The 25,142-nt window shown below is 74.5% G+C and carries 24 protein-coding genes; 8 read left to right on the plus strand and 16 right to left on the minus strand.

Features of this window, described 5'->3' with window-relative positions; all coding sequences use genetic code 11:
* Positions 1-29: 29 nt before the first annotated feature.
* Entirely contained in the window at positions 30-1,298 is a 1,269-nt protein-coding gene (locus K1Y72_RS06540) for a lipase family protein (protein ID WP_220164198.1), read from the minus strand.
* A 239-nt stretch (positions 1,299-1,537) separates the two neighbouring features.
* On the opposite strand from K1Y72_RS06540, the gene K1Y72_RS06545 reads away from it, so the two are divergent.
* Positions 1,538-3,325, plus strand: a complete 1,788-nt coding sequence (locus K1Y72_RS06545) for a 5'-nucleotidase C-terminal domain-containing protein (RefSeq protein WP_220164497.1) — start codon at positions 1,538-1,540, stop codon at positions 3,323-3,325.
* Between the two features lie 9 nt (positions 3,326-3,334).
* Here K1Y72_RS06545 and K1Y72_RS06550 read toward each other — a convergent pair whose 3' ends face one another.
* The gene (locus K1Y72_RS06550; RefSeq protein WP_220164200.1) at positions 3,335-4,117 is read right to left on the minus strand and encodes an SAM-dependent methyltransferase; all 783 of its coding nucleotides are present in this window, start codon (positions 4,115-4,117) and stop codon (positions 3,335-3,337) included.
* 262 nt (positions 4,118-4,379) lie between these two features.
* On the opposite strand from K1Y72_RS06550, the gene K1Y72_RS06555 reads away from it, so the two are divergent.
* The 3 genes from K1Y72_RS06555 (at position 4,380) to K1Y72_RS06565 (ending at position 5,566) form a co-directional block, all read left to right on the plus strand.
* On the plus strand, positions 4,380-4,589 hold the full coding sequence (locus tag K1Y72_RS06555; RefSeq protein ID WP_220164536.1) for a hypothetical protein: 210 nt from the start codon (positions 4,380-4,382) through the stop codon (positions 4,587-4,589).
* Between the two features lie 112 nt (positions 4,590-4,701).
* Entirely contained in the window at positions 4,702-5,109 is a 408-nt protein-coding gene (locus K1Y72_RS06560; protein ID WP_220164202.1) for an ATP-binding protein, read from the plus strand.
* 109 nt (positions 5,110-5,218) lie between these two features.
* Positions 5,219-5,566: an STAS domain-containing protein gene (locus tag K1Y72_RS06565; protein ID WP_220164204.1), complete on the plus strand. Its 348-nt coding sequence runs from the start codon at positions 5,219-5,221 to the stop codon at positions 5,564-5,566.
* 75 nt (positions 5,567-5,641) lie between these two features.
* Here K1Y72_RS06565 and K1Y72_RS06570 read toward each other — a convergent pair whose 3' ends face one another.
* The 3 genes from K1Y72_RS06570 to K1Y72_RS06580 form a co-directional block, all read right to left on the minus strand.
* Positions 5,642-6,424 carry a choice-of-anchor P family protein gene (locus tag K1Y72_RS06570; RefSeq protein ID WP_220164207.1) on the minus strand — a complete coding sequence of 261 codons (783 nt, stop codon included), beginning with the start codon at positions 6,422-6,424 and terminating at the stop codon, positions 5,642-5,644.
* Positions 6,425-6,462: 38 nt separating this feature from the next.
* The gene (gene ldt-CoaP, locus K1Y72_RS06575) at positions 6,463-7,278 is read right to left on the minus strand and encodes a L,D-transpeptidase (protein WP_220164209.1); all 816 of its coding nucleotides are present in this window, start codon (positions 7,276-7,278) and stop codon (positions 6,463-6,465) included.
* Between the two features lie 397 nt (positions 7,279-7,675).
* A complete protein-coding gene (locus K1Y72_RS06580; protein ID WP_220164211.1) occupies positions 7,676-8,164 on the minus strand; it encodes a MarR family transcriptional regulator in 489 nt (162 codons plus the stop codon).
* A gap of 97 nt (positions 8,165-8,261) precedes the next feature.
* Between K1Y72_RS06580 and K1Y72_RS06585 the strand changes: the two genes are divergently transcribed.
* On the plus strand, positions 8,262-9,410 hold the full coding sequence (locus tag K1Y72_RS06585; protein WP_220164214.1) for a PP2C family protein-serine/threonine phosphatase: 1,149 nt from the start codon (positions 8,262-8,264) through the stop codon (positions 9,408-9,410).
* 25 nt (positions 9,411-9,435) lie between these two features.
* Here K1Y72_RS06585 and K1Y72_RS06590 read toward each other — a convergent pair whose 3' ends face one another.
* The 8 genes from K1Y72_RS06590 to K1Y72_RS06625 form a co-directional block, all read right to left on the minus strand.
* Entirely contained in the window at positions 9,436-9,885 is a 450-nt protein-coding gene (locus K1Y72_RS06590; RefSeq protein WP_220164216.1) for a response regulator, read from the minus strand.
* Positions 9,878-11,575: a sensor histidine kinase gene (locus K1Y72_RS06595; protein ID WP_220164218.1), complete on the minus strand. Its 1,698-nt coding sequence runs from the start codon at positions 11,573-11,575 to the stop codon at positions 9,878-9,880. The genes K1Y72_RS06590 and K1Y72_RS06595 overlap by 8 nt, the downstream gene beginning before the upstream one ends.
* On the minus strand, positions 11,572-12,777 hold the full coding sequence (locus K1Y72_RS06600; RefSeq protein WP_220164220.1) for a PP2C family protein-serine/threonine phosphatase: 1,206 nt from the start codon (positions 12,775-12,777) through the stop codon (positions 11,572-11,574). The genes K1Y72_RS06595 and K1Y72_RS06600 overlap by 4 nt, the downstream gene beginning before the upstream one ends.
* Before the next feature lie 390 nt (positions 12,778-13,167).
* Positions 13,168-13,476 (minus strand): hypothetical protein, encoded by a 309-nt coding sequence (locus K1Y72_RS06605; RefSeq protein WP_220164222.1) that lies wholly within the window; start codon positions 13,474-13,476, stop codon positions 13,168-13,170.
* A 98-nt stretch (positions 13,477-13,574) separates the two neighbouring features.
* Positions 13,575-13,988, minus strand: a complete 414-nt coding sequence (locus K1Y72_RS06610) for a gamma-glutamylcyclotransferase family protein (RefSeq protein ID WP_220164225.1) — start codon at positions 13,986-13,988, stop codon at positions 13,575-13,577.
* Entirely contained in the window at positions 13,978-15,483 is a 1,506-nt protein-coding gene (locus K1Y72_RS06615) for a pentapeptide repeat-containing protein (protein ID WP_220164227.1), read from the minus strand. Before K1Y72_RS06615 ends, K1Y72_RS06610 begins: the two co-directional genes overlap by 11 nt.
* Before the next feature lie 83 nt (positions 15,484-15,566).
* Positions 15,567-16,205 carry a DUF3618 domain-containing protein gene (locus K1Y72_RS06620; protein WP_220164229.1) on the minus strand — a complete coding sequence of 213 codons (639 nt, stop codon included), beginning with the start codon at positions 16,203-16,205 and terminating at the stop codon, positions 15,567-15,569.
* Positions 16,202-16,612 (minus strand): phage holin family protein, encoded by a 411-nt coding sequence (locus tag K1Y72_RS06625; protein WP_220164231.1) that lies wholly within the window; start codon positions 16,610-16,612, stop codon positions 16,202-16,204. The genes K1Y72_RS06620 and K1Y72_RS06625 overlap by 4 nt, the downstream gene beginning before the upstream one ends.
* A 271-nt stretch (positions 16,613-16,883) precedes the next feature.
* Between K1Y72_RS06625 and K1Y72_RS06630 the strand changes: the two genes are divergently transcribed.
* Positions 16,884-18,968, plus strand: coding sequence for an RNA degradosome polyphosphate kinase (locus K1Y72_RS06630; RefSeq protein WP_220164233.1), 2,085 nt, complete (start codon positions 16,884-16,886; stop codon positions 18,966-18,968).
* A complete protein-coding gene (locus tag K1Y72_RS06635; RefSeq protein WP_220164235.1) occupies positions 18,961-19,863 on the plus strand; it encodes an NUDIX hydrolase in 903 nt (300 codons plus the stop codon). Before K1Y72_RS06630 ends, K1Y72_RS06635 begins: the two co-directional genes overlap by 8 nt.
* On the opposite strand, the gene K1Y72_RS06640 is transcribed toward K1Y72_RS06635, so the two are convergent.
* Positions 19,860-21,386: a CYTH and CHAD domain-containing protein gene (locus K1Y72_RS06640; RefSeq protein WP_220164237.1), complete on the minus strand. Its 1,527-nt coding sequence runs from the start codon at positions 21,384-21,386 to the stop codon at positions 19,860-19,862. The genes K1Y72_RS06635 and K1Y72_RS06640 overlap by 4 nt on opposite strands.
* Positions 21,387-21,531: 145 nt before the next feature.
* On the opposite strand from K1Y72_RS06640, the gene K1Y72_RS06645 reads away from it, so the two are divergent.
* Positions 21,532-23,178: an SDR family oxidoreductase gene (locus K1Y72_RS06645; RefSeq protein WP_220164239.1), complete on the plus strand. Its 1,647-nt coding sequence runs from the start codon at positions 21,532-21,534 to the stop codon at positions 23,176-23,178.
* A gap of 198 nt (positions 23,179-23,376) precedes the next feature.
* Here the strand turns inward: K1Y72_RS06645 and K1Y72_RS06650 are convergent, their stop codons facing one another.
* Positions 23,377-24,117 (minus strand): putative protein N(5)-glutamine methyltransferase, encoded by a 741-nt coding sequence (locus tag K1Y72_RS06650; RefSeq protein ID WP_220164241.1) that lies wholly within the window; start codon positions 24,115-24,117, stop codon positions 23,377-23,379.
* 470 nt (positions 24,118-24,587) lie between these two features.
* Positions 24,588-25,046, minus strand: coding sequence for a GNAT family N-acetyltransferase (locus K1Y72_RS06655; protein ID WP_220164499.1), 459 nt, complete (start codon positions 25,044-25,046; stop codon positions 24,588-24,590).
* Positions 25,047-25,142 lie beyond the last annotated feature (96 nt).

Consider the following 25,142-nt stretch of genomic DNA (forward strand, 5'->3'; position numbering starts at 1 on the left):
GCCGCGCGGCGTCCCCCGCCCGGCCGCGGTCAGCAGTTGCCCTGGGTGGTCTTGCCGGCGAAGCGGTCGTTGAGGAAGCTCGTCACGTCCTGGGCGGCGGCCCAGTCGGTGGACAGGTGCTCGGACGGGTAGGCGTTCGTCCAGGTGGTGTTGACGCCGGCCTTGCAGTAGGCGGCGTGGGTGGCGTCCTCGGTCTCGTGCGGGATGATCTCCTCCAGCCAGCCGCGGTACTGGTAGACGGGGAAGCCGATCTCGTACGCGGCGCCCGAGCCCGCCGGGCCGATGCCGACGCCGAGCCGCTGCCGGTCGACGATCTCGCTCCAGGTGACGCCGCCCGGGCCCTTGAGGGCGTAGAGCTGGTCGAGGGTCAGCTTGGCGGTCGTGTAGTTCTCGACGCGGGCGCCGGCGAAGACCGCGAGGGTGCCGAGCAGGCAGTTGGACGTGGCGTCCTTGACGGCCTTGCGGCCCTGGTCGTTCAGCAGCTCGTCGAAGGGCATGTCGGGGTACTGGGCGTGCAGGCCGACGAGGGCGTCGGCGAGGAAGCCCGCGAAGATGGCGCCGTTCAGGGCCTTGGCGGTGACCTTCAGGTCGCCGGGGACGCCGCCCGCCGCGGCGCCGACGACGTTCAGCTCGGGCGCGTAGGACTTGGCGAGCTGGGCGCCCCACAGGGAGGCGTGGCCGCCCTCGGAGTAGCCGGAGATGCCGACCTTGCCGTCGGCCTGGAGGCCGCCGCCGGGGATCTGGCGGGACGCGCGGACGGCGTCGAGCAGCGCGTGCCCGGCGTTGGGACCGTTGACGTAGGTGTGGGTCGCGCCCTTGGTGTAGCCGACGCCGTCGGTGGCGGCGATCGCGTCGCCGGCCTTCAGGAACGTGGCGATGTTGTCGCCCTCGTACATGTCGACGTACTGGCCGGTGAGCTGCTTGGAGAAGGCGCACTGCGCGCCGGAGCCGAGCGTGCCGGGGGCGAACGCGACGGTCGGGCGCGAGCCGCCCTTGGTCCACGCCGCGGTGGGGACGGCGACGGTCCCGGTCACCGCGATCTTGGCGCCGGCCGCGTCGGTGCTGACGTAGCGGACCTTCCACGCCTTGTTGCCGGGCGGGTTCGAGACGCCGGCGAGCGTCACCTCGCGGCAGGCGAGGAGGTCGCCGGGGGAGCCCTGGACGGTGCCGGCGGCGTAGATCTGGTCGTCGGACGCGGTGCAGCCGGCGGGCGCGGCCGCTTCCGCCGGCGCCGCGGCGAGCGGGGCGGCGAGGGCGGCGCCGAGCGCGGCGGTGGCGAGGAGAGGGAGGTGGCGCATCTGGTCTCCTGACGGGGGTGGGCTGCCAGCACCCTGCCAAGGGGACGGGAACGGCGGGAAGGCACTCGGTGACGAAGCCCGCGCCCGCTATTAGCAGCGGCGTACAAAAGCCGGAGCGCGTCCCGCGGGCAAGGATCGCCAAGGGAGGGGCGCCGACTTGGGCGGAAGTCTCCCGTGCGCATTCGTCCGGTCTGCCCTACGGTCGGGGGGTTTGTTGTCATGAAGGAGTGCACGTGGACATGCGGGACATCCAGATCAGCCGGCGGCAGGCCCTCGGCGGTATGAGCGCGGCGACGGCGCTCGCGCTCGCCGGGTGGCAGGGCACGGCCGCGGCGGCGCCCGGCAAGGGGAAGGGCGTCACGATCACCGTGATGGGCACCTCCGACCTGCACGGCTGCTGCCTCAACTGGGACTACTTCAAGAACGCCGAGTTCGACGACGCCGCGCACAACGACATCGGCCTCGCCAAGATCTCCAGCCTGGTGAAGCAGGTGCGCGCGGACCGCGGCGCGCACCGGACGCTGCTGTTCGACTCCGGCGACACGATCCAGGGCACCCCGCTCGCGACGTACTACGCCAAGATCGAGCCGATCACGCAGACCGGCGAGATCCACCCCATGGCGAAGGCCATGAACGCCATCGGGTACGACGCGGTGACCCTCGGGAACCACGAGTTCAACTACGGCCTGCCGCTGCTGGACAAGTGGATCCGGCAGATGCGCGCGCCCGTCCTCGGCGCGAACGCCGTCAAGGACGGCAACGGGCGGCCCGCCTACGAGCCCTACATCCTCAAGCGGATGCACGTCCCCGGCCACGGCCGCCCGATCACCGTCGGCGTGCTGGGGCTCACCAACCCCGGCATCGCGATCTGGGACAAGGGCAACGTCGAGGGCAAGCTGAAGTTCCTCGACCTCGTCGAGACGGCGAGGAAGTGGGTGCCGGTGCTGCGCGCCAAGGGCGCCGACGTCGTCATCGTCACCGCGCACGCGGGCGACAACGGCCTGTCGTCCTACGGGACCGACCTGCCGGTCGAGAACGCCTCGGCGCTGGTGGCCGAGCAGGTGCCCGGCATCGACGCGATCCTGTTCGGGCACTCGCACAACGACGTCCCGCAGCGGTTCGTCACCAACACCGAGACGGGGCGGCAGGTGCTGCTCTCCGAGCCGTCCTACTGGGGCCGCCGCCTCAGCGTCATGGACTTCACGCTGGAGCAGAAGCGCGGCCGGTGGACCGTCACCGCCAAGTCCGCCATCTCGCTGAACAGCAACACCGTCGCCGAGGACCCCGCCATCGTCGCGCTGATCAAGCCGCAGCACGACACGACCGTCGCCTACGTCAACCAGCGGGTGGCGAGCAGCACCGCCGAGCTCAGCGCGGCCGAGTCCCCCTACAAGGACACCCCGATCCTGGACTACATCCAGAAGGTCCAGACCGAGACCGTCAAGGCGGGGATCGCCGGCACCGAGTACGCGTCGCTGCCGATCCTGTCGATCGCCGCGCCGTTCAGCCGGACGGCGGTGTTCCCCGCGGGGGACGTGTCGATCCGCGACATCGCGGGCCTGTACATCTACGACAACACGCTGCTGGCGAGCGTCCTCACCGGCGCGCAGGTCAAGGACTACCTGGAGTACTCGGCGAAGTACTTCGCCCAGACCGCGCCCGGCGACCCGGTCGACCTCGCCAAGCTCACCAACGCGGGCGGCACCCCCGACTACAACTACGACCAGTTCTCGGGCGTCGACTACGACATCGACATCGCCCAGCCGGTCGGGTCGCGGATCGTGAACCTGACGCTGGAGGGCGCACCGGTCGCCGCCGACCAGCGGTTCGTCGTCGCGGTCAACAACTACCGGCAGTCGGGCGGCGGCGGCTTCCCGCACATCACCGCCGCGCCCGTCGTCTACAACCGGCAGGTGGAGATCCGGCAGGCCCTCATCGACTACGCGACGGCCGCCGGCGTCATCGACGCCGCGACCTTCGCCGACGTCAACTGGCGCCTGGTCCGCGCCGGGACGCCGGTCTTCTAGCGGCGGGGCCTAGCCGCGCAGGCGGCCGACGCCGCCGACGATGTGGACGCCGCTCTCCGCGGTCGCGGAGGGGGCGGACACGTCGGGCCACCACGCCACCGGGACGATGCCGGGATCCAGCAGGTCGGCGTCGCCGAACAGGTCGCGGATCTCCGCCAGGGTGCGCGGCACGAACGGCGCGGTCGCCTTGTCGTAGACGTCGCGCCCGCCGCGCGCCGCCCGCGACCCCATGTCCTTGCTCGTGGCGTGGGAGAGCACCAGGTGGCTGCCGGCGGGCAGCGCCGACGCCAGCGCCGCGACGAGCGCGACCGGGTCGTCGGAGTCGCGGATGAAGTGCAGCACCGCGACGAGCAGCAGCCCGACCGGGGCGTCGAGGTCCAGCGGCGCCGCCGCGAGGATCGCCGCCGGGTCGCGCAGGTCGCCGTCGACCACCGAGGTGTCGGCGTTCGTGGCGAGGAGCGCCCGCGCGTGCGTGAGGACCGTCGGGTCGTTGTCGACGTAGACGACGCGCGCGCCGGGCGCGACCTGGTGGACGTTGCGCTGGGTCGGCAGCCCCGACCCGATGTCGAGGAACTGGCGGACGCCGAGTCCCGACAGGTGCCGCACGGCCCGCCCGAGGAAGTCGCGGTTCTCGCGCGCGACGAGCTGCGCCGTCGGCTCGACCGCGATGATCCGCTCGGCCGCCTCCCGGTCGGCGGCGTAGTTGTCCTTGCCGCCGAGGAAGTAGTCGTACATGCGGGCGGGGCTGGGGACGGAGGTGTCGATCCCGTCCGGCGGTGCGTCCTGGCCCATGGGGGCGGGCTCCTGTTCCGGGAAGGTGGCGGAGGGCCGATCTCGGGGACATTCTGCACCACCGCGGCGGGCGAGGGAACGCCGTCCGCGCGGACGCCGCCGCTCCGCGCCGCGGTAAAAATCCGCGGACAATTCCGTGGAAAAGCGGCTCCGCGGCAAAGGGGGATCAGTGGCGGGGCCATCGTCCGGCGAAGCCGGTCGGATAAAATGCGGCACCTGCTATAGCCGCCTGGGGGGACCCGAAATGGGGATGGAAGAAGTCGTGAGGCAGTTGCGGATGGCGATCCACGACGCCCGCGTCGCGTTCGACTGCATCGGCCTCGGGGAGATCGAGCGCGCGCAGACCTGCCTGATCACGGCGCGGGCCGCGATGGACGCCGCCGACACCGTGCTGCGGCACGGGCTGGCCAGCTCGCCGGCGCCGCAGGTGGCCGCGGAAGGGGTCGCGGCGATGGCCGCCATAGCCGAATAGTGTCGCTTGCGTCACCTTTCCTGCGCGCGGGTCGGCACCGTCACCGTAACGCGCGTTTCTCCCCGTCCCTCACGGGCAGTCTGGCTCTATCGAGGGATGACGGAGGGGTGCCATGAAGGTCGTGCTGGAAATGACCTTGCCGAGGGACGCCGGCAGCGCCCCGCTCGCCCGGCACACGCTCGACGCGTCGCTGCGCGGCCTGGGGGTGGCCTCCGAGGTCCGCGCCGACATCGCGCTCGCGCTCGGCGAGGCGTGCGCCAACGTGATCCAGCACGCCGAGGCCAGCCGCGAGTACGAGGTGCGGGCCCGGATGGACGGCCTGCGCTGCGTCGTTGACGTGATCGACGGCGGCCGGGACGGCGCGCCGGACGTCGCCGGCGCGGCGGCCGGCGCGCCGCTCACCGCCGAGCACGGCCGCGGCCTCCAGCTCATCCGGTCCTTCACCGAGGAACTGCGCATCATGGACCGGCGGCACAAAAACGGCGCCATTGTGCATTTCGAGAAATCGCTCGCCGGATGAGCGCCGGAAAGGCGACCCGGCCCGCCAAGCGGCACCAATCGATCGGCGTCCTTCGCTAGGCTCGACGCCACTACCCCGCGTCAGCGGCCGATCACGTCCAGGAGACACCGTGGACTTCAGTGCCGACCACCGCCTCTACGGCGAGCACACCATCGTGGCGCTCGCCGGCGACATCGACGTCAACACGAGCCAGCGCCTGCGCGCGACCCTCCTCGGCCTGGTGGAGGGCGGCTCCCGGCACCTGGTGATCGACATGACCGGGGTGGAGTTCCTGGACTCCACCGGCCTCGGCGTGCTGGTCGGGATCTTCCACCGGCTGCGCGCGGAGAACGGCACGCTCGTCATCGCCGGCGGCAGCGACCGGGTCCGCTCGGTCTTCCACGTCACCCAGCTCACCCGCATCTTCCCGCTGCACCCGAGCGTCGAGGACGCCGTCACCGCCGCCCGCCCGGCCTGACCGGTCCCAAGGACGACGAGGCACGACGGCCCGGGACGCGCGCAGCGTCCCGGGCCGTCGTGCGTCCGGCGGGCGTCAGCCGGTGACGGGCAGGTCGCCCTTGACGGGAACGGGCCGCGGCGCCGTCCCGGCGACGGGCTTGCCCTTGACGGGCTTGGCGGGTCCGGCGGGCTTGGGGTCGGCCGGCGGCGTCGACTCGGGGGTCTTCGGGCCGTCGTGGTGCCCGTGGCAGCCGCAGTGCCGCTTGGACGGCCTGCCGCAGGTCGCCGACGCGACGCGCAGCGACTCGGGCCGCCCGGCGACCGGCAGGTCCAGCGCGATCGCGGTGACGGTGAGGCGCCCGTCGGCCTCCCGCCACTGCTTGTTCAGCGTGAGCGCGACCCGGCCGAGCTTCGGCACGTCGACCGGCACGACGGTGTTCGGCGGCGGGTCCACCGCGAGCGGCCGGCCGCCGATCATCGCGCCGGCCAGCCGCGCGCTGCCGCGCCCCGCCTGGCAGCGGGCGGTGACGGCCTGCGCGAGCAGCCCGGCGTCGGGCACCCGCAGGTCGGCGACCTGCGCGTGGGCGCGGTCCCGGGCGGCCTTCACGTTCAGCGCGCCCGCGTCGAGCATCTTCGTGTGGTTCTCGCGGAGCAGGCTCTTGCGGACCTCGCCTCCCGGCGACTGCACGGCGGGCAGCGTCGGCACCGGCACCGGGCCCGTCGCGGTCAGCCCGTAGGCGGAGCCGCCCGCGTCCGTGCCGGGCGCGCCGTGGCCGGGCGCGGGGGTCGCGGCGGCGGGGGCGGCGGCGGCCACCCCGAGGGCGGCGGCGATGACGCTCGCCTGGGCGAGCCGGCGCGCGGCCTTCGTATAGGACATGGATCTCTCCATCTTCACGTCGACGGCCGACCTCGCGGTCAGCCGGAGATGAGCACGAGGGTTCCGAGCGGAACCTCGGACAGCTTCCGCAGCGCGTCCGCGGGCACCCGCACGCAGCCGTGCGAGACGGCCTTGCCGAACACCGCCTTGTCGGGCCAGCCGTGCAGGGCGACGGTGCCGGGACCGCCGCCGAAGGAGTCGAGCGTCGCCGAGTGCGCGCCGAGCGGCAGCACGAGCGGGCTCGGGGACTCGCGCGCGGGCGCGAGCTGCGCCAGCACGAACGTGCGCCCCTGCGGCGTCGGGGTCTTGGCCGCGCCGGTCCCGACGGGCCAGGACCCGACCTTCGCGCCCTCCTTGGTGAGGGTCAGCCGGTGCTCGCCGAGCTCCACCCGCACCGCGTACGGCGAGCGCGCGGTGCGCAGCCCGGCGGTGCGGCCGTCGATCCAGCCGCTGGACCCGTTCGGGCGGCTCGGCAGCAGCACGCGCTGCCAGTCGCCGGAGGTCTCCACCACCGGGACCCAGGTGGGGCCGCCGAGCTGGCGCGCGGGCAGCGTCGCGACGGCCTTGCCGCCGGGCCGGTCGAGGACGGCGAGCGGCGCGGCCGGGTGCACGACCGTGCCGTCGGTGCCGTCCTGGGGGTGGGCGTCCGCCGGGGCGGCGGGCGTGGCGGTGTAGGTGGTGGCCTCGGGGCCCTTGCCGGCAGCGGCGGCGGTGGTGCCGGACGACGCGCCCCCGGTGTCCGCGCGGCTCGCGGGCGAGGCGCCGCAGCCGGACAGCAGCAGCGCCGCCGCCGCGGGGAGCAGCAGGGCGCCCCCGTGCCGGGGGGTGCGGACGGGGGAGCGGCGTTCGATCATCAAAAGGGGCCTCCCGGAGGCGTCGCGCCCTTTCTCCGGAAATGCCGGAGTTCCGGAAATGCCGGAGCGGACGCTGGCGGTCGCCATCTGGCAGGGAGGCTAGCGGTGTCCATCGCGCCACGTTCGGCAGTCGGAAAAATGGGAACGTCTTTTCTTCGCCCCGACGGAAATGATCACACGCTAAAACATGCCATTACCGAATTGTCGGCTACAAATGCTCGGCTGCGCTCGTTGATGGGACGCTTGCCGGGATTGAGGCGTATGCTCCGTCTTCATGGGGAGTTCTGTCCCCTGCGGGCGGACGGGCGCAGCGGGCCCGGCGCGGACGCCGGACGGCGCGCGCCGGGGCGGGCGCGCGCACCGGGCCGCGCGCGGCGCCGGAGCGGGGCGGTTCCGGTCAGGCCGGCAGCGACATGGAGTCGTCCGGCTCACCCGGTTCGCCGGGCGACGCCGTCACCGCCTCCTGGAACTGCAGCAGCCCCCACAGCAGCGCCTGGCGCGCCGGGGACGACATGTCGGCGAGCACCCGGGCCAGCTCGGCCCGGCGCCGCACCTGCAGCCGCTCCAGCAGGCCGCGGCCCTCGGCGGTGAGCTGGACGGTGACCTCGCGCCGGTCGTCCCGGCCGGCGTCGCGGAGCAGCAGGCCGGACGCCTCCAGGCGGTCGCAGAGGCGGCTCGCCGAGGAGACCAGCGCGCCGAGCTCGGCGGCGAGCTCGCTGACGTTCATCGGACCGTGCTCCAGCGCGAGCAGCGCGCGCAGCTGGGTGGCGGGGACCGGCACGTCGGGGGCGTTGTGGGCGCGCGACCAGACGCTCATCAGACTGCCCGCGACCTCGTCGAGGGCGGTTGCCTGCTCGGCGGCTCCCGGGCCAGGCGTGGCGACCATGCCCCCCACTGTTACATACTGCGTCGGCCCTGGCATCTCACCGGCCCGACCCGGGGCCCGGCGAGCGGGGCGCCCTCACACATCCGGGCGGGAGAACATGCAGTCCACAGCCGTGCATGACGTCGAGCATGTCATCTGGAGCGCGCAACCGCACGAACTCCTGGACGCCGCCACGGCGGCGATCGTCCGGTACGCCGGGGCCGCCGGCGCGGAGGTGCTGCTCGCCGACTACCGGCAGGCGCGCCTCGTCCCGTCCGCCCTCGACCGGCCGCCGGTCGCCGTCGACGGCACCGACGCCGGGCACGCCTTCGCCGCGCAGGCGGTGGTCACCGCGGCCGACGGCCGCACCCTGCACCTGCCGCTCACCGTGCACGGCGACCGCGTCGGCGTGCTCACCGTCGCGTTCGGCGACCCCCCGGACGCCGGGCTGCGCGCCCGCCTCGCGGCGCTCGCGACGGTGCTGGGACGGGCCGTCAAGCTCGCCGAGGCGCAGACCGACCTGTTCCGCCGCATCCGGCGCCGCGCCCGGCTGACGCTCGCCGCGGAGATGCAGTGGGACCTGCTGCCGGGCCGGTCCTGCACGGCCGCCGAGTTCCAGCTCGCGGGGCAGCTCGAACCGGCCTACGCGGTGTGGGGCGACAACTTCGACTGGTCGGTGACGGGCGACCGGCTGACGCTGTCGGTCAGCAACGGGATGGGCTCGGGCACCGAGGCGGCCGCGCTCACCCACCTCGCGATCAGCGCGCTGCGCAACGCCCGCCGGTCCGGCGCCGACCTGCCCGAGCAGGCCGCCCTCGCCGACCAGACCGTCTACGCCCACCACCGCGGCGACCGGCACGTGGCGACGCTGCTGATGGACGTCGACCTCGCCACCGGCCGGGCCCGCGCCGTCGACGCCGGGTCGCCGCGGGTGTACCGGCTGCGCGGCGGCCGCACCGAGGCCGTGACGTTCGAGGAGCAGCTCCCGCTCGGCATGTTCGGCGACTCCCCCTACGAGACCGAGGCGTTCGCGGTGGAGCCGGGCGACCGGCTCGTCGTCGTCAGCGACGGCGTGCACGCCGCGCGGTCCGCCGGCGGGGCGCTGTACGGGGACGAGCCGCTCGCGCGGGCGCTCCGCGACACCCGGCTGCAGAACCCGCCGGAGGCGGTGCGGTCGCTGCTCCGGCGCTTCGGCGACCACCACGGCGGCGCCGAGCAGGCCGACGACGCGGTGATCGTCTGCCTGGACTGGACGGGCCGCCCGTAGGCCGGGCCCGCGCCGCCGGTACGGGTCAGCGGGGGAGCTTGACGACCGTGACGAAGAAGTCGTCGATCTGCCGGACCACCCGGATGAACTGGTCGAAGTCCACCGGCTTGGTCACGTAGGCGTTGGCGTGCAGGTGGTAGCTGCGCAGGATGTCCTCGTCGGCCTCGGAGGTGGTCAGCACCACGACCGGGATGCTGCGCAGCCCGGCGTCGGCCTTGACCTCCTCCAGCACCTCGCGCCCGTCCTTGCGGGGCAGGTTCAGGTCGAGCAGGATCAGGTCGGGGCGCGGCGCCCCGGCGTACCGGCCCTCGCGGCGCAGGAACGCGAGCGCCTGCTCGCCGTCGTTCACCACGTGCAGGCTGTTCTTGACCTTGTTGTGCTCGAACGCCTCGGTCGTGAGCAGCACGTCGCCGGGGTCGTCCTCCACCAGCAGCACCTCGATGGAGCGCCCTCCGGTCTGCCCGAGCTCAGTCATCGCCGTCCCTCCCCTCCGCCGGCGCGTCGCCGGCCGGTCCGGCCGCCGCCGGCATGGTCCACCGGATCGTCGTGCCGGGGGTGCCCTCGGCGCGGTCCTCCGGGCTGTCCAGCCAGATGCGGCCGCCGTGGTACTCCACGATCTTCTTGCAGAGCGCGAGCCCGATGCCCGTCCCGCTGTACTCCTCGCGCGCGTGCAGCCGCTGGAAGATGAGGAAGATGCGGTCGGCGTAGCGGGGCTCGATGCCGATGCCGTTGTCGGCGCAGGCGAACTCCCACTCGTCGCCCTTGCGCTCGGCGGTGATGCGGACGTGCGGTGCGACGCCCTCGCGGCGGAACTTCACCGCGTTGCCGACGAGGTTCTGGAAGAGCTGGCCGAGCTGGCTGCGGTCGCCGTGGACCGCCGGCAGCTCGGCGCGCTCGACGGTCGCGCCGGTCTCCTCGATCAGCGCGGACAGGTTGTCGACGGCGCGGTCCACGACGGCGTCCAGCGCGACGCCGTCCTCCATCGCCGACATCCGGCCGACCCGGGAGAAGCCGAGCAGGTCGCTGATCAGCGACTGCATGCGCTTGGAGCCGTCCACCGCGAACTCGATGTACTGGCGGCCGCGGTCGTCGAGCCGGTCGGCGTAGCGGCGGTCCAGCATCTGGCAGAACGAGGCGACCTTGCGGAGCGGCTCCTGGAGGTCGTGGCTGGCGACGTAGGCGAACTGCTCCAGCTCGGCGTTGGAGCGGCGCAGCTCGGTGGCCTGCTCGTCCAGCACGGCCCGCGCCTCGGTGGCGGCCCGCCACTCCTGCAGGATGCGGTTGCGCATGGCGTCGACGATGGCGGCCAGCTCGGCGATCTCGGCGGGGCCGCCGACGTCGAGGCCGTGCTCGTAGTCGCCCTGCGAGACGGCGCGGACCCGGCCGGTCAGCGACCGCACCGGGTGCAGCACGGTGCGGCTGATGACGAGCGCCAGCAGGATCGCGGCGAGGACCACGATCAGGAACGCCGCGCCGACCGACCAGTAGACGCGGACGGCGGCGTCGCGCAGGTTCTCCGACACCTTGCCGTGCAGCGAGGTGAGCGCCCCTTGCAGGGCGACGTTGGCGGCCCGGAACCCGGCGAACAGGTCGCGGCCCGCGGCCTCGGCCGCCTCGGAGATGCCCTGGCCCGAGCCCGCCGCGAGCGGTTCGGCGAAGCCGCGCCGCCACGCCGCGCTCGCCCGCTCGACCGCCTCCAGCCGCTGCCGGGTCGGCCCGGTCCCGGCGACGCCGGCGAGGTCGCGGCGGATCGAGGCCGCCGCGGCGGCCTCGTCGGCGATGGCGTCGCGGTAGTCGGCGAGGCGGGCGCGGTCGCCGTCGGCGGCGTAGTTGCGGATGGCGGTGTCCTGGCGGCCGACGGCGCTGCCGAGGCGGAACTGCTCCAGGGTGGCCGGGTCGACGTGGCCGGTGAGCCCGTCGCGGGCGTCGTTGTTGTGGACGAGCGCGATGGCGGCCTGCGTCAGGGCGAGGATCAGCACGGTGGTGAGCACCACCGAGCCGATCCGGTAGATCTGGGTGAGGGACAGGCGGGACAGCCCGGTCCGCGGGGCGCGGCGCCCGCCGGCCGGCAGCACCGGCGCCGGGGGCCCGCCGGGCTCGGGCGCCGCGGCGGGCGCGGTGGACGCGGTGGACGCGGCGGGGCCGGTCTCCTGGTCGAGGGTCATCGGCGGTCGTCCCGGGTCAGCAGCAGCACGGCGAGGTCGTCGGAGAGCACGTCGCCGTTCAGCCGCTCGGCCTCGGCGATGAGCCCGTCCACCAGGGTGCCGTCCCGCTCGCCGTCCCGCCACGCTTTCGCCGCGAGCTCCAGCAGCCCCGCCAGGTCGAGGCGCTCGTTGCCGCGGCCGATCATCCCCTCGATGAGGCCGTCGGTGTAGAGCATCAGCGCCCACGAGTCGCCGAGCCCGATCTCGGTGACCGGCCAGTCCAGGCCGGGCAGCAGGCCGAGCGCGGGGCCGCACGGGCCGTCGGGCAGCGGCCGCACGCCGGCCGGGTCGAACACCAGCGGGCGCGGGTGCCCGGCCCGCCAGATCCGGGCGCTGCGCCGGTCCGGCGGCAGCTCGAACATGCAGAGCGTCGTGAAGATCTCCTCGCTCCACCGCTCGTGCACCAGGACGGTGTCCAGGGTCTCCAGCAGGGCGCCGCCGGTGTGCCCGGCGAGCACCAGGGTGCGCCAGGCCATGCGGAGCCGGACGCCGAGCGACGCCTCGTCCGCGCCGTGCCCGCTGACGTCGCCGATGACGCCGTGCACGGTGCCGTCGGCGAGCTCGACGGTGTCGTAGAAGTCGCCGCCGAGCAGCGCGCGGGCGCGGCCGGGCCGGTAGCGGGTGAGGTGGCCGAGGCCGGTGTCGTGCAGGATCGGCACCGGCAGCAGGCCGCGCTCCAGCCGGGCGTTCTCCTGGCTGACGACGCGCGCCTCGACGAGCTGCTTCTCCGACTCGTCGGCGCGCTTGCGCTCGATGGCGTAGCGGATGGCGCGGGTCAGCAGGGCGCCGTCGACGTCCTGCTTGACCAGGTAGTCCTGGGCGCCCGCGGCGACGGCCGCGACGCCCATGTGGGCGTCGGCGAGGCCGGTCAGCACGAGCACGGCGGTCTGGGGGGTGCGCGCCAGCACCTGGCGGAGCACGTGCAGGCCGTCGGCGTCGGGCAGCGACAGGTCGACGATGATGCACTGGATGCCGGGGGTCAGCAGGAGCAGGGCCTCGGCGAGGGTCCGGGCGACGGTGATGTCGACGTCCGGCTCGGACTCCTTCAGCAGCTCCTCGAACAGGAACGCGTCCGCGGCGTCGTCCTCGACCAGGAGCAGCCGCAGGCAGTCGCCCGCCTCCAGGAGGCCCTCGCGGCCCCGGCTGCTGTGGAGCGCGGTCATACGGGACACGCTCTCATGGGCGCGCCCCGGCGGCGAACGGGCTCCCGACGCTTGTCATGGGGCAAAGATTAGAGCAGATCGGCGATGCCCGGGGGTGGCCGTGCTAGAGGGGCGGCCCCGCCGGCGGGGCCCGGGGCGCGGCCGCCGGGACGCCGCCGGTGCCGACCCGCCCGGCCCGGACGGCGGAACTACCGTGCTGACCTGCGGAAACGCGCGGTGGGGGGAGGCGGCGGCCCGGTCCGCAGGGGGCGGGCCGCCGATCCGCGGCGAAAGGTCATCGGAGGGGCGGGCGGTGCTTTGCGCGCCAATCGTGATCTGTGCAGGGGCGGCGAATCGGGGGAGCCGGAGAGGCGGCGGGGAATCGGGGGCGGGACCGGGGGAAGGGGCTCGCTAGGCGCTGCGCGGACCGATCCGGGCGGCCCTTTGCGCCGCCCGTCTCTGCACCGCCGCATTGTGCGCGCGGGTCATGCTCTCGCGGACCCGCGCCGCACCGCGCGCGGCGGTGGCGCGGTCGACCGACCGCCCGGCGTAGACGGCCAGCACCTCGGCGACGGGCGGGGGCGTGTAGTCCTCGCGGACCACGGGCATCGGCAGCGCGACCGCGGTGCTCGGCGCGGCCGGGGAACCCGGCACGGGGACGAGCGCGAGACGCGACTGGCAGTGCGGGCACTGCAACCCCGGAACAGTTTCTCTGCTCATGCCCACATCATTACCCGGGGGTCTGACAAAACAAGCCGCACATACTTTCGAGCCGCCGTTCCCGGAGCCCTTCCGGCGGTTAGTCGATCATCTTCCGGTCACTCGAAGGCGAGCCGCCACGGCCGCACCGAATCGACGAAGCGGCGCAGTTCCCGCTCGGCGAATCGCGCCGCGTCCCAGTCGAACGGCTCGGCCGCCCCGCGCCAGAGGTAGGCGCGGCCGCGCCGCCCCCCGTCCAGGGGCAGCACGGCCACGTCGTACTCGGCGTCCTCGTAGGCGTCGAGCAGCCGGGTCTCCGCGGCGTCCAGGCCGCTGATCAGCACGCCCTCGGCGACGCCGGACGGATCCGCGACGAGGCCCGGGTAGACGACGCCCGGCAGGGCGCGGACGCGCCAGCCCGCGGCGCGCGCGGGCGCCATCTCGGGAACGCGGCCGAGCAACATTTCCAGCACTTCGGGGAAGCGCAGTGTCCCGTAGGCGAACAGCCCGTCGGACGGCTCCTCATCGCTCATGCCACGGGACGGTAGACGGCCGCGCGGCGCGGGGGTGCGCGGTCGTGCGGTGCGCGGGGTGCCCGGCCAGCGCCGCCCCGCAGCAGGCCAGCGCGACGATCACCGAGAGCCAGCCGAGCGTCCGCCCGGCCCGCAGCCCGTACCCGCAGCTCAGCCAGAGCGCGTGCAGCAGCCAGCGGCGCCACGGGGCGGCCTCGCCGCGCCGCCGCATCTCCAGCGCGCTGTAGCGGAAGTCACGGGCGAGCGCGCCGTCGGAGGGCGCCGCGGCGCGTTCGAGCTGCCGGTACAGCACGGCGAGGCGCCGGTCGTAGGAGCGGTCGTGGGCGCGCCTCCGCCGGTGGTCGTCGGCGAGGACGGCGTGCCCGTGCCGGCGCCAGGGGGAGCGGACGGTCGCGAACGCGCACCGGCCGTCCAGCCGGAGCCCCGCCGGCGCGGGCGGACCCGCCGGGACCGGGCTGAGGAACCGGCAGCGCGACAGGTCGAGGTCCGCCAGCGTCAGGCCCTCCGCCGCGACGCCGCGGAGCGACAGGACGCGGACGGGCGGCGGGGCGTCCCGGTCCGGGCGGGCCGGCTCGCGGACGCCCGACAGGGGGTGCGCGAGGGCGCGGACGGTGAGGGGCCCGCCGAACGCGGCGCCCTCCAGGTCGAGGTCGGCGCCGCGCAGCCGGAACTCGCCGGCGCCGCGCGCGGTGACGCCGCGCGCCGAGACGTCCCCGGCGGCCGCGTGCACGTGCAGGGCGCCGTGCGCGGTGACGCCGGACAGCTCGACGCGCTCGGCGGCGGCGAGCGGCCCGAGCCGCACGTCGTGCCGGAACCGCGCCCGCTCGAACCGGGCGTGCCGGCCGACCTGGACGCGGCGGAAGGAGAGCGCCCCGCCGAAGCAGGCGCCGCGCAGCGCCGCGTCGCGGGCGAAGGAGGCGCGGTCGAAGGTGACCGCGCCCATGAACACGGCCCGGTCGAAGGCGGCCCCGGCGTCCCAGACGGCCTCGCCGAACAGGGTGTCGCCGCCGAACACCGCCTCCTCGAAGGACGCGTGCCGGGTGAACCGGGCGCCGTGGAAGGAGGCGTTCCCGGCGAACCGGGCGCCGCGGAACGAGACGTTGCCGAGGAAGTGCGCGCCGAAGAAGGAGATCCCGCCGACGGATCCGGCGCCGTCGAAGGAGGCGTCGCCCTCGAAGCAGGCCCCGGCGAGGGACGTCCGGGCGGGCAGCAGCGCCCCCTCGAACCGGGTGCGGCCGAGGTGCGGGCGCCCGTCCGGCCCGGTGACGGCGCGAAGCAGCGCCGCCAGCGGGCCGGGCGGGACGGTGACGCCGCGCAGGTCCAGGTCGGCGCCGGGCCGCAGCCCGGCCAGCAGCCGCTGGAACTGCTCCGGCCGCAGGTGCGCGACGCAGCCGTCGAACGGTCCTGCGGCGCGCCCGGTACAGCCGTGCGCGACGGTGCAGCGGGGCCAGCTCATCGCGGTGAGCGGGGGCCGGGAGGCTTCATGAGGGGTCACGATCTGGTTCTACCCGCGACCGCGCGCCCGGTGAAGGCACCGGCGGGTTCCGATGGCCTGTCCCGGCCCCCGCCCCGCGATGTCTAGCGGCGGGCCCGCTTGCGCGCGGCCTTCGCGGCCTTGCGCCCCGCCTTGTCGGCCTTGCGGCCGGCCTTCGCGCTCGCCTTGGTGGCCTTCGCGCCGGCCTTGGTGGCCTTGGCGCTCGCCTTGGTCGCCTTCCGGCCGGCGCGGCGGCCCGCGTCGCGGCCGAAGTCGGCCGCCTTCACCAGCGGCGACCGGTTGGCGGCGCGGCGCTTGCGCAGCTGCCGGACCACCAGCACCGCGGCGACGGCCCCGGCGATCGCGCCGGCGACCGGCTTCGGGCGCCTGCCGACCTCCTCGGCCGCGTGCACGACCGGGTCGGGGGCCTTCTCGCGGGCCTTCTCCTTGGCCTCGACGGCCTTGACCTGCGCCTGCGCGCGGGTCTCGGCGGCCTTGTCCTTGGCGACCGCGGCCTTGGCCTGCGCCTGCGCCTTCAGCTCGCCGGCCTTGCCCTGCGCCTGCTCCTTGATCTCGGTCACCTTGTCCTGCGCCTGGGTCTTCAGCTCCTGCGCCTTGTCCTGCGCGCGACCCTTGACGTCGGCCCGCGCGGCGAGCTCGTCGATGGTGTCGCCCAGCTCCCCGCGGGTCCGCTCGATCCGCTCCCGCTGCTCCCGCAGCTCCCGCTCCGCGTCGTCGCTCACCGGTGTCCCCTGCTCTTGATCTCCTGGACGTCCTCGCGGACGCTCTCCACTGCCTGCTCGGGCTTCGGCGGCGCGGCCGCGGCCATCCTCTTCTTCCCCACCAGCGCCAGCACGCCCGCCACCGCGAACAGCACGACGGTGACGATCAGCGCGGCGGCCCAGCCGGGCAGCGCCGCGGCGAGCGCGAGGATGAGGGTGGCGACGAGCGCGCCGCCGCCGTAGAGGGCGACGAGACCGGCACCGCCGAGGATGCCGGCGGCCTTGCCCGCCCGCGTCGCCTTGGTCTTCAGCTCGAGCTGGGCGAGCTGCAGTTCCTCGCGGACGAGCTCGGCGCTCCGCTCGCTGAGGGACTTGATCAGGTCGGCCGTCGGCACGCCGGCCAGGTCCGTACCCTGTCGATCGGTCATCGCGTCCTCCCGTGTTACTGGAACCGTGCCGTACCCACGGTCGGGGCGGCCTAACGGGCGCCGCCGAGACGGTGCCCCCGCCTGCACCGTTCCGTGCCGACGCCTTTGCCGTCCCGGCCGCCGCGGCCCGATGATCAGGCGTCTTTCCCGTTCCGCGCCGAATGTTCGACCCGGCACGGGGCATGATCGGAGGTAGCCGCCGCACCGTCCGACCCGCGGTCGAGTCCCGCCCGTTCGACTGCCGTTCACCTTCGCCGGGAATGATTACGTCATGAGCGTCAATCCAGGACATTTCACCCACGATGTGGAGCCCCTGCCCGACGACCGCTTCCTCGACCGGGAGGAGAGCTGGCTCCGGTTCAACCAGCGTGTCCTGGAACTGGCCGAGGACCCCGACCTGCCGCTGCTGGAGCGCGCCCGGTTCCTGTCGATCTTCGCCAGCAACCTGGACGAGTTCTTCATGGTCCGCGTCGCCGGCCTGGCCCGCCGGATGGCGACCGGCCTCGCCGTCCAGGCCGCGAGCGGCCGCCAGCCCCGCGAGGTGCTGGAGCGCACCGCCACCGTCGCGCACGAGCTGATGCTCCGGCACGCCGCCACCTTCAGCGACGACGTCTGCCCCGCCCTCGGCGCGGAGGGCATCCACATCCTGCGCTGGGCCGACCTGTCCGACACCGAGCAGGAGCGGCTGCACCGGGTGTTCCGGGAGCGGATCTACCCCGTGCTCACCCCGCTCGTCGTCGACAACGCCCACCCCTTCCCCTACATCTCCGGCCTCTCGCTGAACCTCGCGGTGATCGTCCGCGATCCGGAGACCGAGGCCACGATGTTCGCCCGGGTGAAGGTCCCGCCGGTGCTGCCGCGCTTCTTCGAGGCCTCCGCCGACCGGTTCACCCCGCTGGAGGACGTCATCGCCGCCCACCTCGGGCAGCTGTTCGTCGGCATGGAGGTGGTGGAGCACCACGCCTTCCGGGTCACCCGCAACCAGGACCTGGAGATCGACGACGACGTCAGCGAGGGGCTCCTCCAGGCGCTGGAGCGCGAGCTGCTGCGCCGCCGCTTCGGGCCCGTCGTCCGGCTGGAGGTCGAGCAGTCGATCTCTCCGGAGGTGCTGGAGCTGCTCACCGAGGAGCTCGCCATCACCGAGAGCCAGATCTACCGGGTGCCCGGCCCGCTGGACCTCGCCGGGCTCGCCGACATCGCCGACCTGGACCGCCCGGAGCTGAAGTACCCGCCGTTCGTCCCGGCCAAGGACACGATCCCCGGTGACGCCTCGATCTTCTCGGCGATCCGCGACCGCGACGTGCTGGTGCACCACCCCTACGACTCCTTCACCACCTCGGTGCAGCGCCTCATCGAGGACGCCGCCGCCGACCCCCGCGTCCTGGCGATCAAGCAGACGCTCTACCGGACCAGCGGCGACTCGCCGATCGTGGACGCGCTCATCGACGCCGCCGAGGCCGGCAAGCAGGTCGTCGTGGTCGTCGAGCTGAAGGCCCGCTTCGACGAGCGCGCCAACATCGCCTGGGCGCGCAAGCTGGAGCAGGCCGGCTGCCACGTCGTCTACGGCTTCGTCGGGCTGAAGACGCACTGCAAGCTCGCCCTCGTCGTCCGCCAGGACGCCGACGGCGTGCTCCGCCGCTACTGCCACATCGGCACCGGCAACTACCACCCGAAGACCGCCCGCCTCTACGAGGACCTCGGCGTCCTCACCGCCGACGCCGCGGTCGGCGAGGACGTCAGCGCGCTGTTCAACCACCTGACCGGCTACTCGCGCCAGTCCGGCTACCAGCGGCTCCTCGTCGCGCCGCAGAGCCTGCGCAACGGCCTCGTGGAGCGGATCGAGCGCGAGGCCGGGCACGTGCGGGCGGGCCGCGCGGGCCGCATCCGGGTGAAGTGCAACTCGCTGGTCGACGAGGTCGTCATCGACGCCCTGTACCGGGCGTCGCAGGACGGCGTCCCGGTCGACGTGTGGGTGCGCGGCATCTGCGCGCTGCGGCCCGGCGTGCCCGGCCTGTCGGAGACGATCCGGGTGCGCAGCGTCCTCGGCCGCTTCCTGGAGCACTCGCGGATCTTCGCGTTCGACAACGACGGCGACGCCGAGGTGTGGATCGGCAGCGCCGACCTCATGCACCGCAACCTGGACCGCCGCGTGGAGGCGCTCGTCACGGTGTCCGACCGCCCCCAGCGCGACGCGCTCGTCGACCTGCTGGACCGCGCCATGGACGACACCACCGGCTCCTGGTGGCTGGACGCCGACGGCACCTGGACGCGGCACCCGGGTCCGCCCGGCGAGCCGCTCCGCGACATCCAGACCTACCTGGTCAAGAGCCGCCGGTGGAGGACCGTCGATGGATGAGGCCGCGGTCGCGATCCGCGCCGCCGGGGCGGTGCTCTGGCGGGACGGCGGCGAGGACGGTGGGGCGGGCGTGCAGGTCGCGCTCGTGCACCGGCCCAGGTACGGGGACTGGTCGTTCCCGAAGGGCAAGGTCAAGCCGGGCGAGCACGTCCTGCGGGCCGCCGCCCGCGAGGTGACCGAGGAGACCGGGGTGGTCCCGCGGCTCGGCCGGCGGCTGCCCGCCAGCACCTACCTGAAGGACGGCCGCGTCAAGCGCGTCGACTACTGGGCGGCGCGGGCCGAGGCCGCGGCCCTGCCGCGGTTCGTGCCGAACGACGAGGTCGACCGGCTCGACTGGCTGAGCGTCCCCGCGGCCGAGGACCGGCTCAGCCACTCCCACGACGTCGACCTGCTGCGCGAGTTCGCCGCCGGCCCCGCGGCCACCCGGCCGCTGGTCATCGTGCGGCACGCCCCGGCGGGCGACAAGCGGCGCTGGGCCGAGCCCGACGAGCTGCGCCCCCTCGACCCGCACGGCCGCGCGGACGCCGCCGCCCTGGCGCGGCTGCTGCCCGCCTACGGGCCGCTGCGGATCGTGTCGTCGCTCACCGCGCGCTGCGTCGACACCGTCCTGCCGCTCGCCCGCCGCACCGGCGCCGGCCTGGACGGCGACCCGGCGTTCACCGTCGGCGCGACCGCCGCCGGGCGGGCCTGCGAGCGGCTGCTCGACCTGGTCGCCGACGGCGTCCCGACGGTGGTCTGCACGCACGGCGAGATCGTCGCCGACCTCGTCGCCGGCCTCTGCCGCCACCTCGGCGAGAAGGTCCCCGAGGACCCCTCGCTCCGCAAGGGCTGGTTCTGGGCCGCCCACATCGCCGGCGACACGATCGCCGCCCTGGAGCGCCACCAGCCGCGCTAGAAGATCGGGACCGTCAGGCCCGTCCACAGGTCGGCGAGGCGCTGCTTGGCGACGCCGGCGCGGCAGTGCTCGACGCCGTAGACGGCGCCCGTGGCGAACGCCTCGCCGCTCGTCTTCGGGCGGACGGCGTGCAGCCGCTCCAGCGCGACGACGCCGTCCTGGTAGTCGCCGAGGACCGTCTGGACGCGCTTGGCCTGCTTGGCGGCCCGCTTGGCGGGCTTGCCGAGCACGGGCTCGGCGAGTTCGGCGGCGTAGCGCGCGCGCTTGGCGGCCTTGCGGGTCTCGTGCCGGGCGATATCGGCGTCGTCGGCGCCGGTGATGGCGGCGTGCTTGCGCTCCAGCCGCCACCAGGACTTCTGGATGAGCCCGGGCAGCACGTCGGCGGCGGGCTTGCGGGCCTTCTTGCGGAACGGCGGATCGGTGACGAACGCGTCCAGGGCGTCGAGCAGCTCGTAGTAGCGCTCGGACGTCAGCGCGCGCATCGCCTTGCGGTGCGCGGCCGCCTGCTGGCGGGGCAGGGCGGCCGTCCAGGCGGGCTCGGGCTCGCCGAGATCGGCGAGGCGCCCGGTGAACCGCTCGCGCAGCACCTCCAGGTCGCGGGTCTCGCCGAGCACGTCGCCCCCGAGCCATTTCAGGCCGTCCTTCAGCGGACCGGTGCGCTCGGCGTCGAACAGGGACTCGTAGCTCTGCAGGGCGCTGCGGATGCGGCGCGCGGCGGTCCGCATCTGGTGGACGGCGCCGTCGGCGTCCTGCCGGGCGCGCGGATCGTGGTCCAGCAGCCGGACGAGGTAGGCGGCGATGTAGGCGACGACCGCGTCCCCGGCGGTGGCATCGGCGCGCCCGGCGCGGGCGGCGATGTCGGCGCGGGTGGTGTCGGCCTCGGTCGCGAGCACGCGCGACAGCTTGGACGCCGAGCCGGACCGGGACGCGCCCGCCCTCTTCAGCCGCTTGCCGACCGCCTTCAGCACGTCGGGGGAGCCGCCCTTGAGCTCGACCTCGACCTCCCGCCAGCGGAGCGCGCCGTCCGCGCCGCCGGTCTCGGCGCCGTCCTCGGGCGTGAACACGACCGCGCTCGTCTCGCGCAGGTCGCGGCCGGTGACGAGGTCGTCGGCGATCTCGGCGAGCGGCCGCCCCGCCTCGTCCAGCAGCAGGACGGTGGTGCGCGCGGTGTCCAGGGTGGCGACGGGGCGGAGCGGCTCGCCGCGCGCGACCGAGGCGACGAGGTCGGCGAGGCGCTTCGGCGGCCGGTTGGTACTGCCGAGCGGCGCGTGGATCTCCAAGCGGTTGCCGTCGGCGGCGGGCAGCTTCAGGTGCCAGCCGGCGTCCGTCCCGCCCTTGCGGCGGCGCAGGGTGATCTTCGCGGCGGCGAGCCGGAGGCCGGCGGTGTCGAAGTAGGACGCGTGCAGCTCGTGGCGTTCGGGCTCCCCGACGGACGCCACGCCGGGCAGGCCGTCCAGGTCGGGGACGGCGAAACCGGCGTCCGCGTCGTACTTGCGCTCGATCTCCACGTGCTCGTCGCTCACACCGCACTCCTTCATGTCCGTGCCGCCAGAGTTCTCGGTCCCTCCGGGTTCTCTGCCCCGAAGTGCGCGGCTCGAGTCCTGTGTAACGGCGGTCACGGTGCCGCGGCGTTGACCCGGCGCCCGGTCCGCCGCCTTAATTAACAGCATGTCCAATACTGTTCGCGGGGACGGCGCCGACCTCGCCGTCCAGCGGCGCGGCACCGCGGGCCCGGCGGTCCTGCTCGTCCACGGCTACCCCGACACCCACCGCGTCTGGGACGGCGTGGCGGACCGCCTCGCCGGCCGGTTCCGCGTCATCACCTACGACGTGCGCGGCGCCGGCGCCTCGTCCCGCCCGTCCGGGCGCGCCGCCTACCGGCTGGACCGCCTCACGGCCGACATGCGCGCCGTGCTGGACGCCGCCGCGCCCGGCGAGAAGGTCCACCTCGTCGGCCACGACTGGGGCTCCATCCAGTCGTGGGAGGCGGTCTGCACGATGCCCGATCGGTTCGCGTCCTTCACCTCGATCTCGGGGCCGTCGCTGGACCACGTCGGGCACTGGACGCGCGGCTTCCACCCGGCCCGCTCGCTGCGGCAGGCGCTGCACTCCTGGTACATCGCCTTCTTCCAGACGCCCGTCGTGCCCGAGCTGTCGTGGCGCACCGGCGCCGGGCGGCGCCTGCTGTCCCTGATGGACGGCGGCGCCGACTTCGGGCCGACGCTGCCCGCCGACGGCGCCCACGGCGTCAACCTGTACCGCGCCAACGTCCCCGACCGCCTCGCGCGCCCGCGCGAACGGCGCACCGACGTCCCGGTCCAGCTCGTGATTCCCGAGGACGACCCGTTCGTCACGCCCGCCATCGCCGAGGCGGCCCGCCCGCACGCGTCCGACCTGTGGATCCGCCGCGTGCAGGGCCGGCACTGGATCCCGGCGGCCCGCCCAGACCTCGTCGCCCGGCTGGTCGCCGAGCACATCGACCAGGTGACGGGCGCGATCGAGCCGCTGCGCCGCACGTCCCCGGCCGACTTCGCCGACCGGCTCGTCGTCGTCACCGGCGCGGGCTCGGGCATCGGCCGCTCGACCGCCCTCGCCTTCGCGCGGCGCGGCGCCCGCGTCGTCGCCGCCGACCTGGACGGCGCCGCCGCGAAGGAGACCGCCGCGCTCGCCGGGGCGTCCGCGCGCGCGTACGAGGTGGACGTGTCCGACGCCGCCGCCATGGAGAAGTTCGCCGCCGAGATCGGCGCGCCCGACGTCCTCGTCAACAACGCGGGCATCGGCATGGCCGGGTCGCTGCTGGACCACACGACCGAGGACTGGGAGCGGCTCCTCGGCGTCAACCTGTGGGGCGTCATCCACGGCTCGCGGCTGTTCGGGCGCCTGATGGTCGAGCGCGGCGAGGGCGGCCACATCGTCAACACCGCGTCCGCGGCCGCGTTCATGCCGTCGCGCACGCTGCCCGCCTACAGCACCAGCAAGGCGGCCGTGCTGATGCTGACCGAGTGCCTGCGCGCCGAGCTGGCGTCCGAGGGCATCGGCGTCACCGCCGTCTGCCCGGGGATCGTCAACACGGCCATCACGCGGACGACGTCCTTCGTCGGCCTGTCCGCCGACGACCAGGACGAGCAGCGCAAGCGCGCCGTCCGCGCGTACGGGCTGCGCAACTACGGCCCGGACCAGGTCGCCGAACGCATCGTGGCGGCCGTCCGCGCGAACAAGGCCGTCCAGCCCGTCACGCCCGAGGCGCACCTGGCCCGCCTCATCTCACGTGTCTCGCCCGGCGCCCTGCGCCTGCTCGCCCGCATCCGCCTCTGAAACGCAGAACGGGCGCCCCCTGTGGCGGGGGCGCCCGTCTGTCACGTCAAGGTCGGTGTGTGGGTCGCCTCTCGGCGAAAGGCTCAACACGGCTCCAGCCGGACGGTATTCCGTGAAGGCGATAGGTGAGGCCCGGGGACACCAGGCACACCGACCATCACCTGTAACGGCCCGGCCCCCGTCCTTGTTCCCGGCGCTTCACGCGGTCCTCGTGCCGATGACGACGGTGGCGTCGAGCTCGTCCGAACGGGCGATCCGCGCCTCCAGGCCGCCCGCCTCCAGCACGTCCACCGCCACGGCGGCCTGCCGGTCGCTCGCCTCCGTCAGCAGGTGGCCGCCGGGGGCGAGCCACGTCCCGGCCTCGGCGGCGACGCGGCGCAGCACCTCCAGCCCGTCGTGCCCGCCGTCCAGCGCGACGCGCGCCTCGTGGTCGCGGGCCTCGCCGGGCAGGAACGCCACCTCGCCGCTCGGCACGTAGGGGACGTTGGCGAGCAGCACGCGCACCCGCCCCCGCAGGGTCTCGGGCAGCGGCGCGAACAGGTCGCCCTCGAAGACCTCGCCGGGCACGTTCCGCCGGGCGCAGCGCACCGCCGCCGGGTCGATGTCGGCCGCGTACAGCTCGACGTCCACCGCGGCCCGCAGCGCGGCCCCGAGGGCCCCGGACCCGCAGCACAGGTCCACCGCGACGTCCCCGGCCCGCGCCAGCCCCGCGGCCCGCTCGACGAGGAACCCGCTCCGCCGCCGCGGCACGAACACCCCCGGATCGACGCGCACCCTGATCCCGCGGAACTCCGCCCAGCCGAGCACGTGCTCCAGCGGCAGCCCCGCGACCCGCCGCGCGACCATCGCCTCGTGGTCGCCGGGCGTCGCCAGGATGAGCTCCGCCTCCTCCTCGGCGAAGACGCACCCGGCCGCCCGCAGCCGCTCCACGATCCCCACGGTCGCCTCCCCACGGCTCCCGCGGACCGCCACCGCGCGACCGTCCCGGAGGAGCGCCCTCCGCCCCGACCATGATCACCGGCCGGGACGCGCGTCACGCTACCCGACGCCGCGGGCCGCGCGGTCCCCGCCTTGCGCCCGGCGCCGGGACCAGAGGACGCGCGATCTCCCTGCCCGCAGCACGGGCCCGGTGCGAACGATCCGCGCCGTTGCGTCCCGGCCGGCCAGTGGACGGGCGACCGCACGGCGGAGGGCGGACGCGTCCGCCCTCCGCCCCCACCCTGCCCGCCCCCCGGTTGCATCCCCGTTGCATCCGGGCCGCCGTTCCTCCCCGCCGCTCTCCAGCACCCCCGGGAAGCAGCCGGCGGCGCCCCCGGCGGGGTCCAGCGTGGCGTCGGCGACCACGCCAGAGGTGACCATGCGGGCGGCCACCCCGGGCGGATACCCGAATTCGCGTATCCGTCCGGGACCTAGTCGTCCTTGAGGTGGTACTTCATGCCCATGTGGGAGGGGCGGAAGCCGATCTTCTGGTAGAAGCGGATCGAGTCGGGGCGCTGGCGGTCGGTGGTGAGCTGGACGACGCGGCAGCCGCGGGTGCGGGCCTGGTCGATCGCCCAGGTGATCATGATCTGGCCGATGCCGCGGCCGCGCTGCTCGGAGGCGACCCGGACGCCCTCGATCTGGGCGCGCTCGCCGCCGGTGTAGGTGAGGCCGGGGATGTAGGTGAGCTGGAGGGTGCCGGCCAGCCGGCCGTCGACCTCCGCCACGACCACCGCGTTGTTCGGGTCGCGCTCGATGGCGGCGAACGCCGCGAAGTAGGCGTCCGGGATCACCTCGCCCGGGGTTTCGCGGGTGGCGCCCAGGGGATCGTCGGCGAGCAGCCGGACGATCTCGGGCAGGTCGTCTCGGGTCGCCTCGCGAAAGGTCACGTTCTCGACTGGCCGCACGTCAACAGGCTATCCGGACGAAATGCCTCATTGGTCACCATGACTTGTAGTACTACGCTTCGTAGTACTACGTTGAGT

Source organism: Actinomadura parmotrematis, from assembly GCF_019458805.1.
GTDB lineage: Bacteria > Actinomycetota > Actinomycetes > Streptosporangiales > Streptosporangiaceae > Spirillospora > Spirillospora parmotrematis.

Excerpts from the sequence above, each read along its gene's own strand:
- K1Y72_RS06585 (WP_220164214.1), top strand. The coding sequence starts at position 8,262 with ATGCAGTCCACAGCCGTGCATGACGTCGAGCATGTCATCTGGAGCGCG.
- ldt-CoaP (WP_220164209.1), bottom strand. The coding sequence starts at position 7,278 with ATGATCGAACGCCGCTCCCCCGTCCGCACCCCCCGGCACGGGGGCGCC.
- K1Y72_RS06570 (WP_220164207.1), bottom strand. The coding sequence starts at position 6,424 with ATGTCCTATACGAAGGCCGCGCGCCGGCTCGCCCAGGCGAGCGTCATC.
- K1Y72_RS06545 (WP_220164497.1), top strand. The coding sequence starts at position 1,538 with ATGCGGGACATCCAGATCAGCCGGCGGCAGGCCCTCGGCGGTATGAGC.
- K1Y72_RS06625 (WP_220164231.1), bottom strand. The coding sequence starts at position 16,612 with ATGACCGATCGACAGGGTACGGACCTGGCCGGCGTGCCGACGGCCGAC.
- K1Y72_RS06595 (WP_220164218.1), bottom strand. The coding sequence starts at position 11,575 with ATGACCCTCGACCAGGAGACCGGCCCCGCCGCGTCCACCGCGTCCACC.
- K1Y72_RS06580 (WP_220164211.1), bottom strand. The coding sequence starts at position 8,164 with ATGGTCGCCACGCCTGGCCCGGGAGCCGCCGAGCAGGCAACCGCCCTC.
- K1Y72_RS06560 (WP_220164202.1), top strand. The coding sequence starts at position 4,702 with ATGAAGGTCGTGCTGGAAATGACCTTGCCGAGGGACGCCGGCAGCGCC.
- K1Y72_RS06635 (WP_220164235.1), top strand. The coding sequence starts at position 18,961 with ATGGATGAGGCCGCGGTCGCGATCCGCGCCGCCGGGGCGGTGCTCTGG.
- K1Y72_RS06590 (WP_220164216.1), bottom strand. The coding sequence starts at position 9,885 with ATGACTGAGCTCGGGCAGACCGGAGGGCGCTCCATCGAGGTGCTGCTG.
- K1Y72_RS06540 (WP_220164198.1), bottom strand. The coding sequence starts at position 1,298 with ATGCGCCACCTCCCTCTCCTCGCCACCGCCGCGCTCGGCGCCGCCCTC.
- K1Y72_RS06645 (WP_220164239.1), top strand. The coding sequence starts at position 21,532 with ATGTCCAATACTGTTCGCGGGGACGGCGCCGACCTCGCCGTCCAGCGG.
- K1Y72_RS06550 (WP_220164200.1), bottom strand. The coding sequence starts at position 4,117 with ATGGGCCAGGACGCACCGCCGGACGGGATCGACACCTCCGTCCCCAGC.
- K1Y72_RS06605 (WP_220164222.1), bottom strand. The coding sequence starts at position 13,476 with ATGAGCAGAGAAACTGTTCCGGGGTTGCAGTGCCCGCACTGCCAGTCG.
- K1Y72_RS06610 (WP_220164225.1), bottom strand. The coding sequence starts at position 13,988 with ATGAGCGATGAGGAGCCGTCCGACGGGCTGTTCGCCTACGGGACACTG.
- K1Y72_RS06600 (WP_220164220.1), bottom strand. The coding sequence starts at position 12,777 with ATGACCGCGCTCCACAGCAGCCGGGGCCGCGAGGGCCTCCTGGAGGCG.
- K1Y72_RS06630 (WP_220164233.1), top strand. The coding sequence starts at position 16,884 with ATGAGCGTCAATCCAGGACATTTCACCCACGATGTGGAGCCCCTGCCC.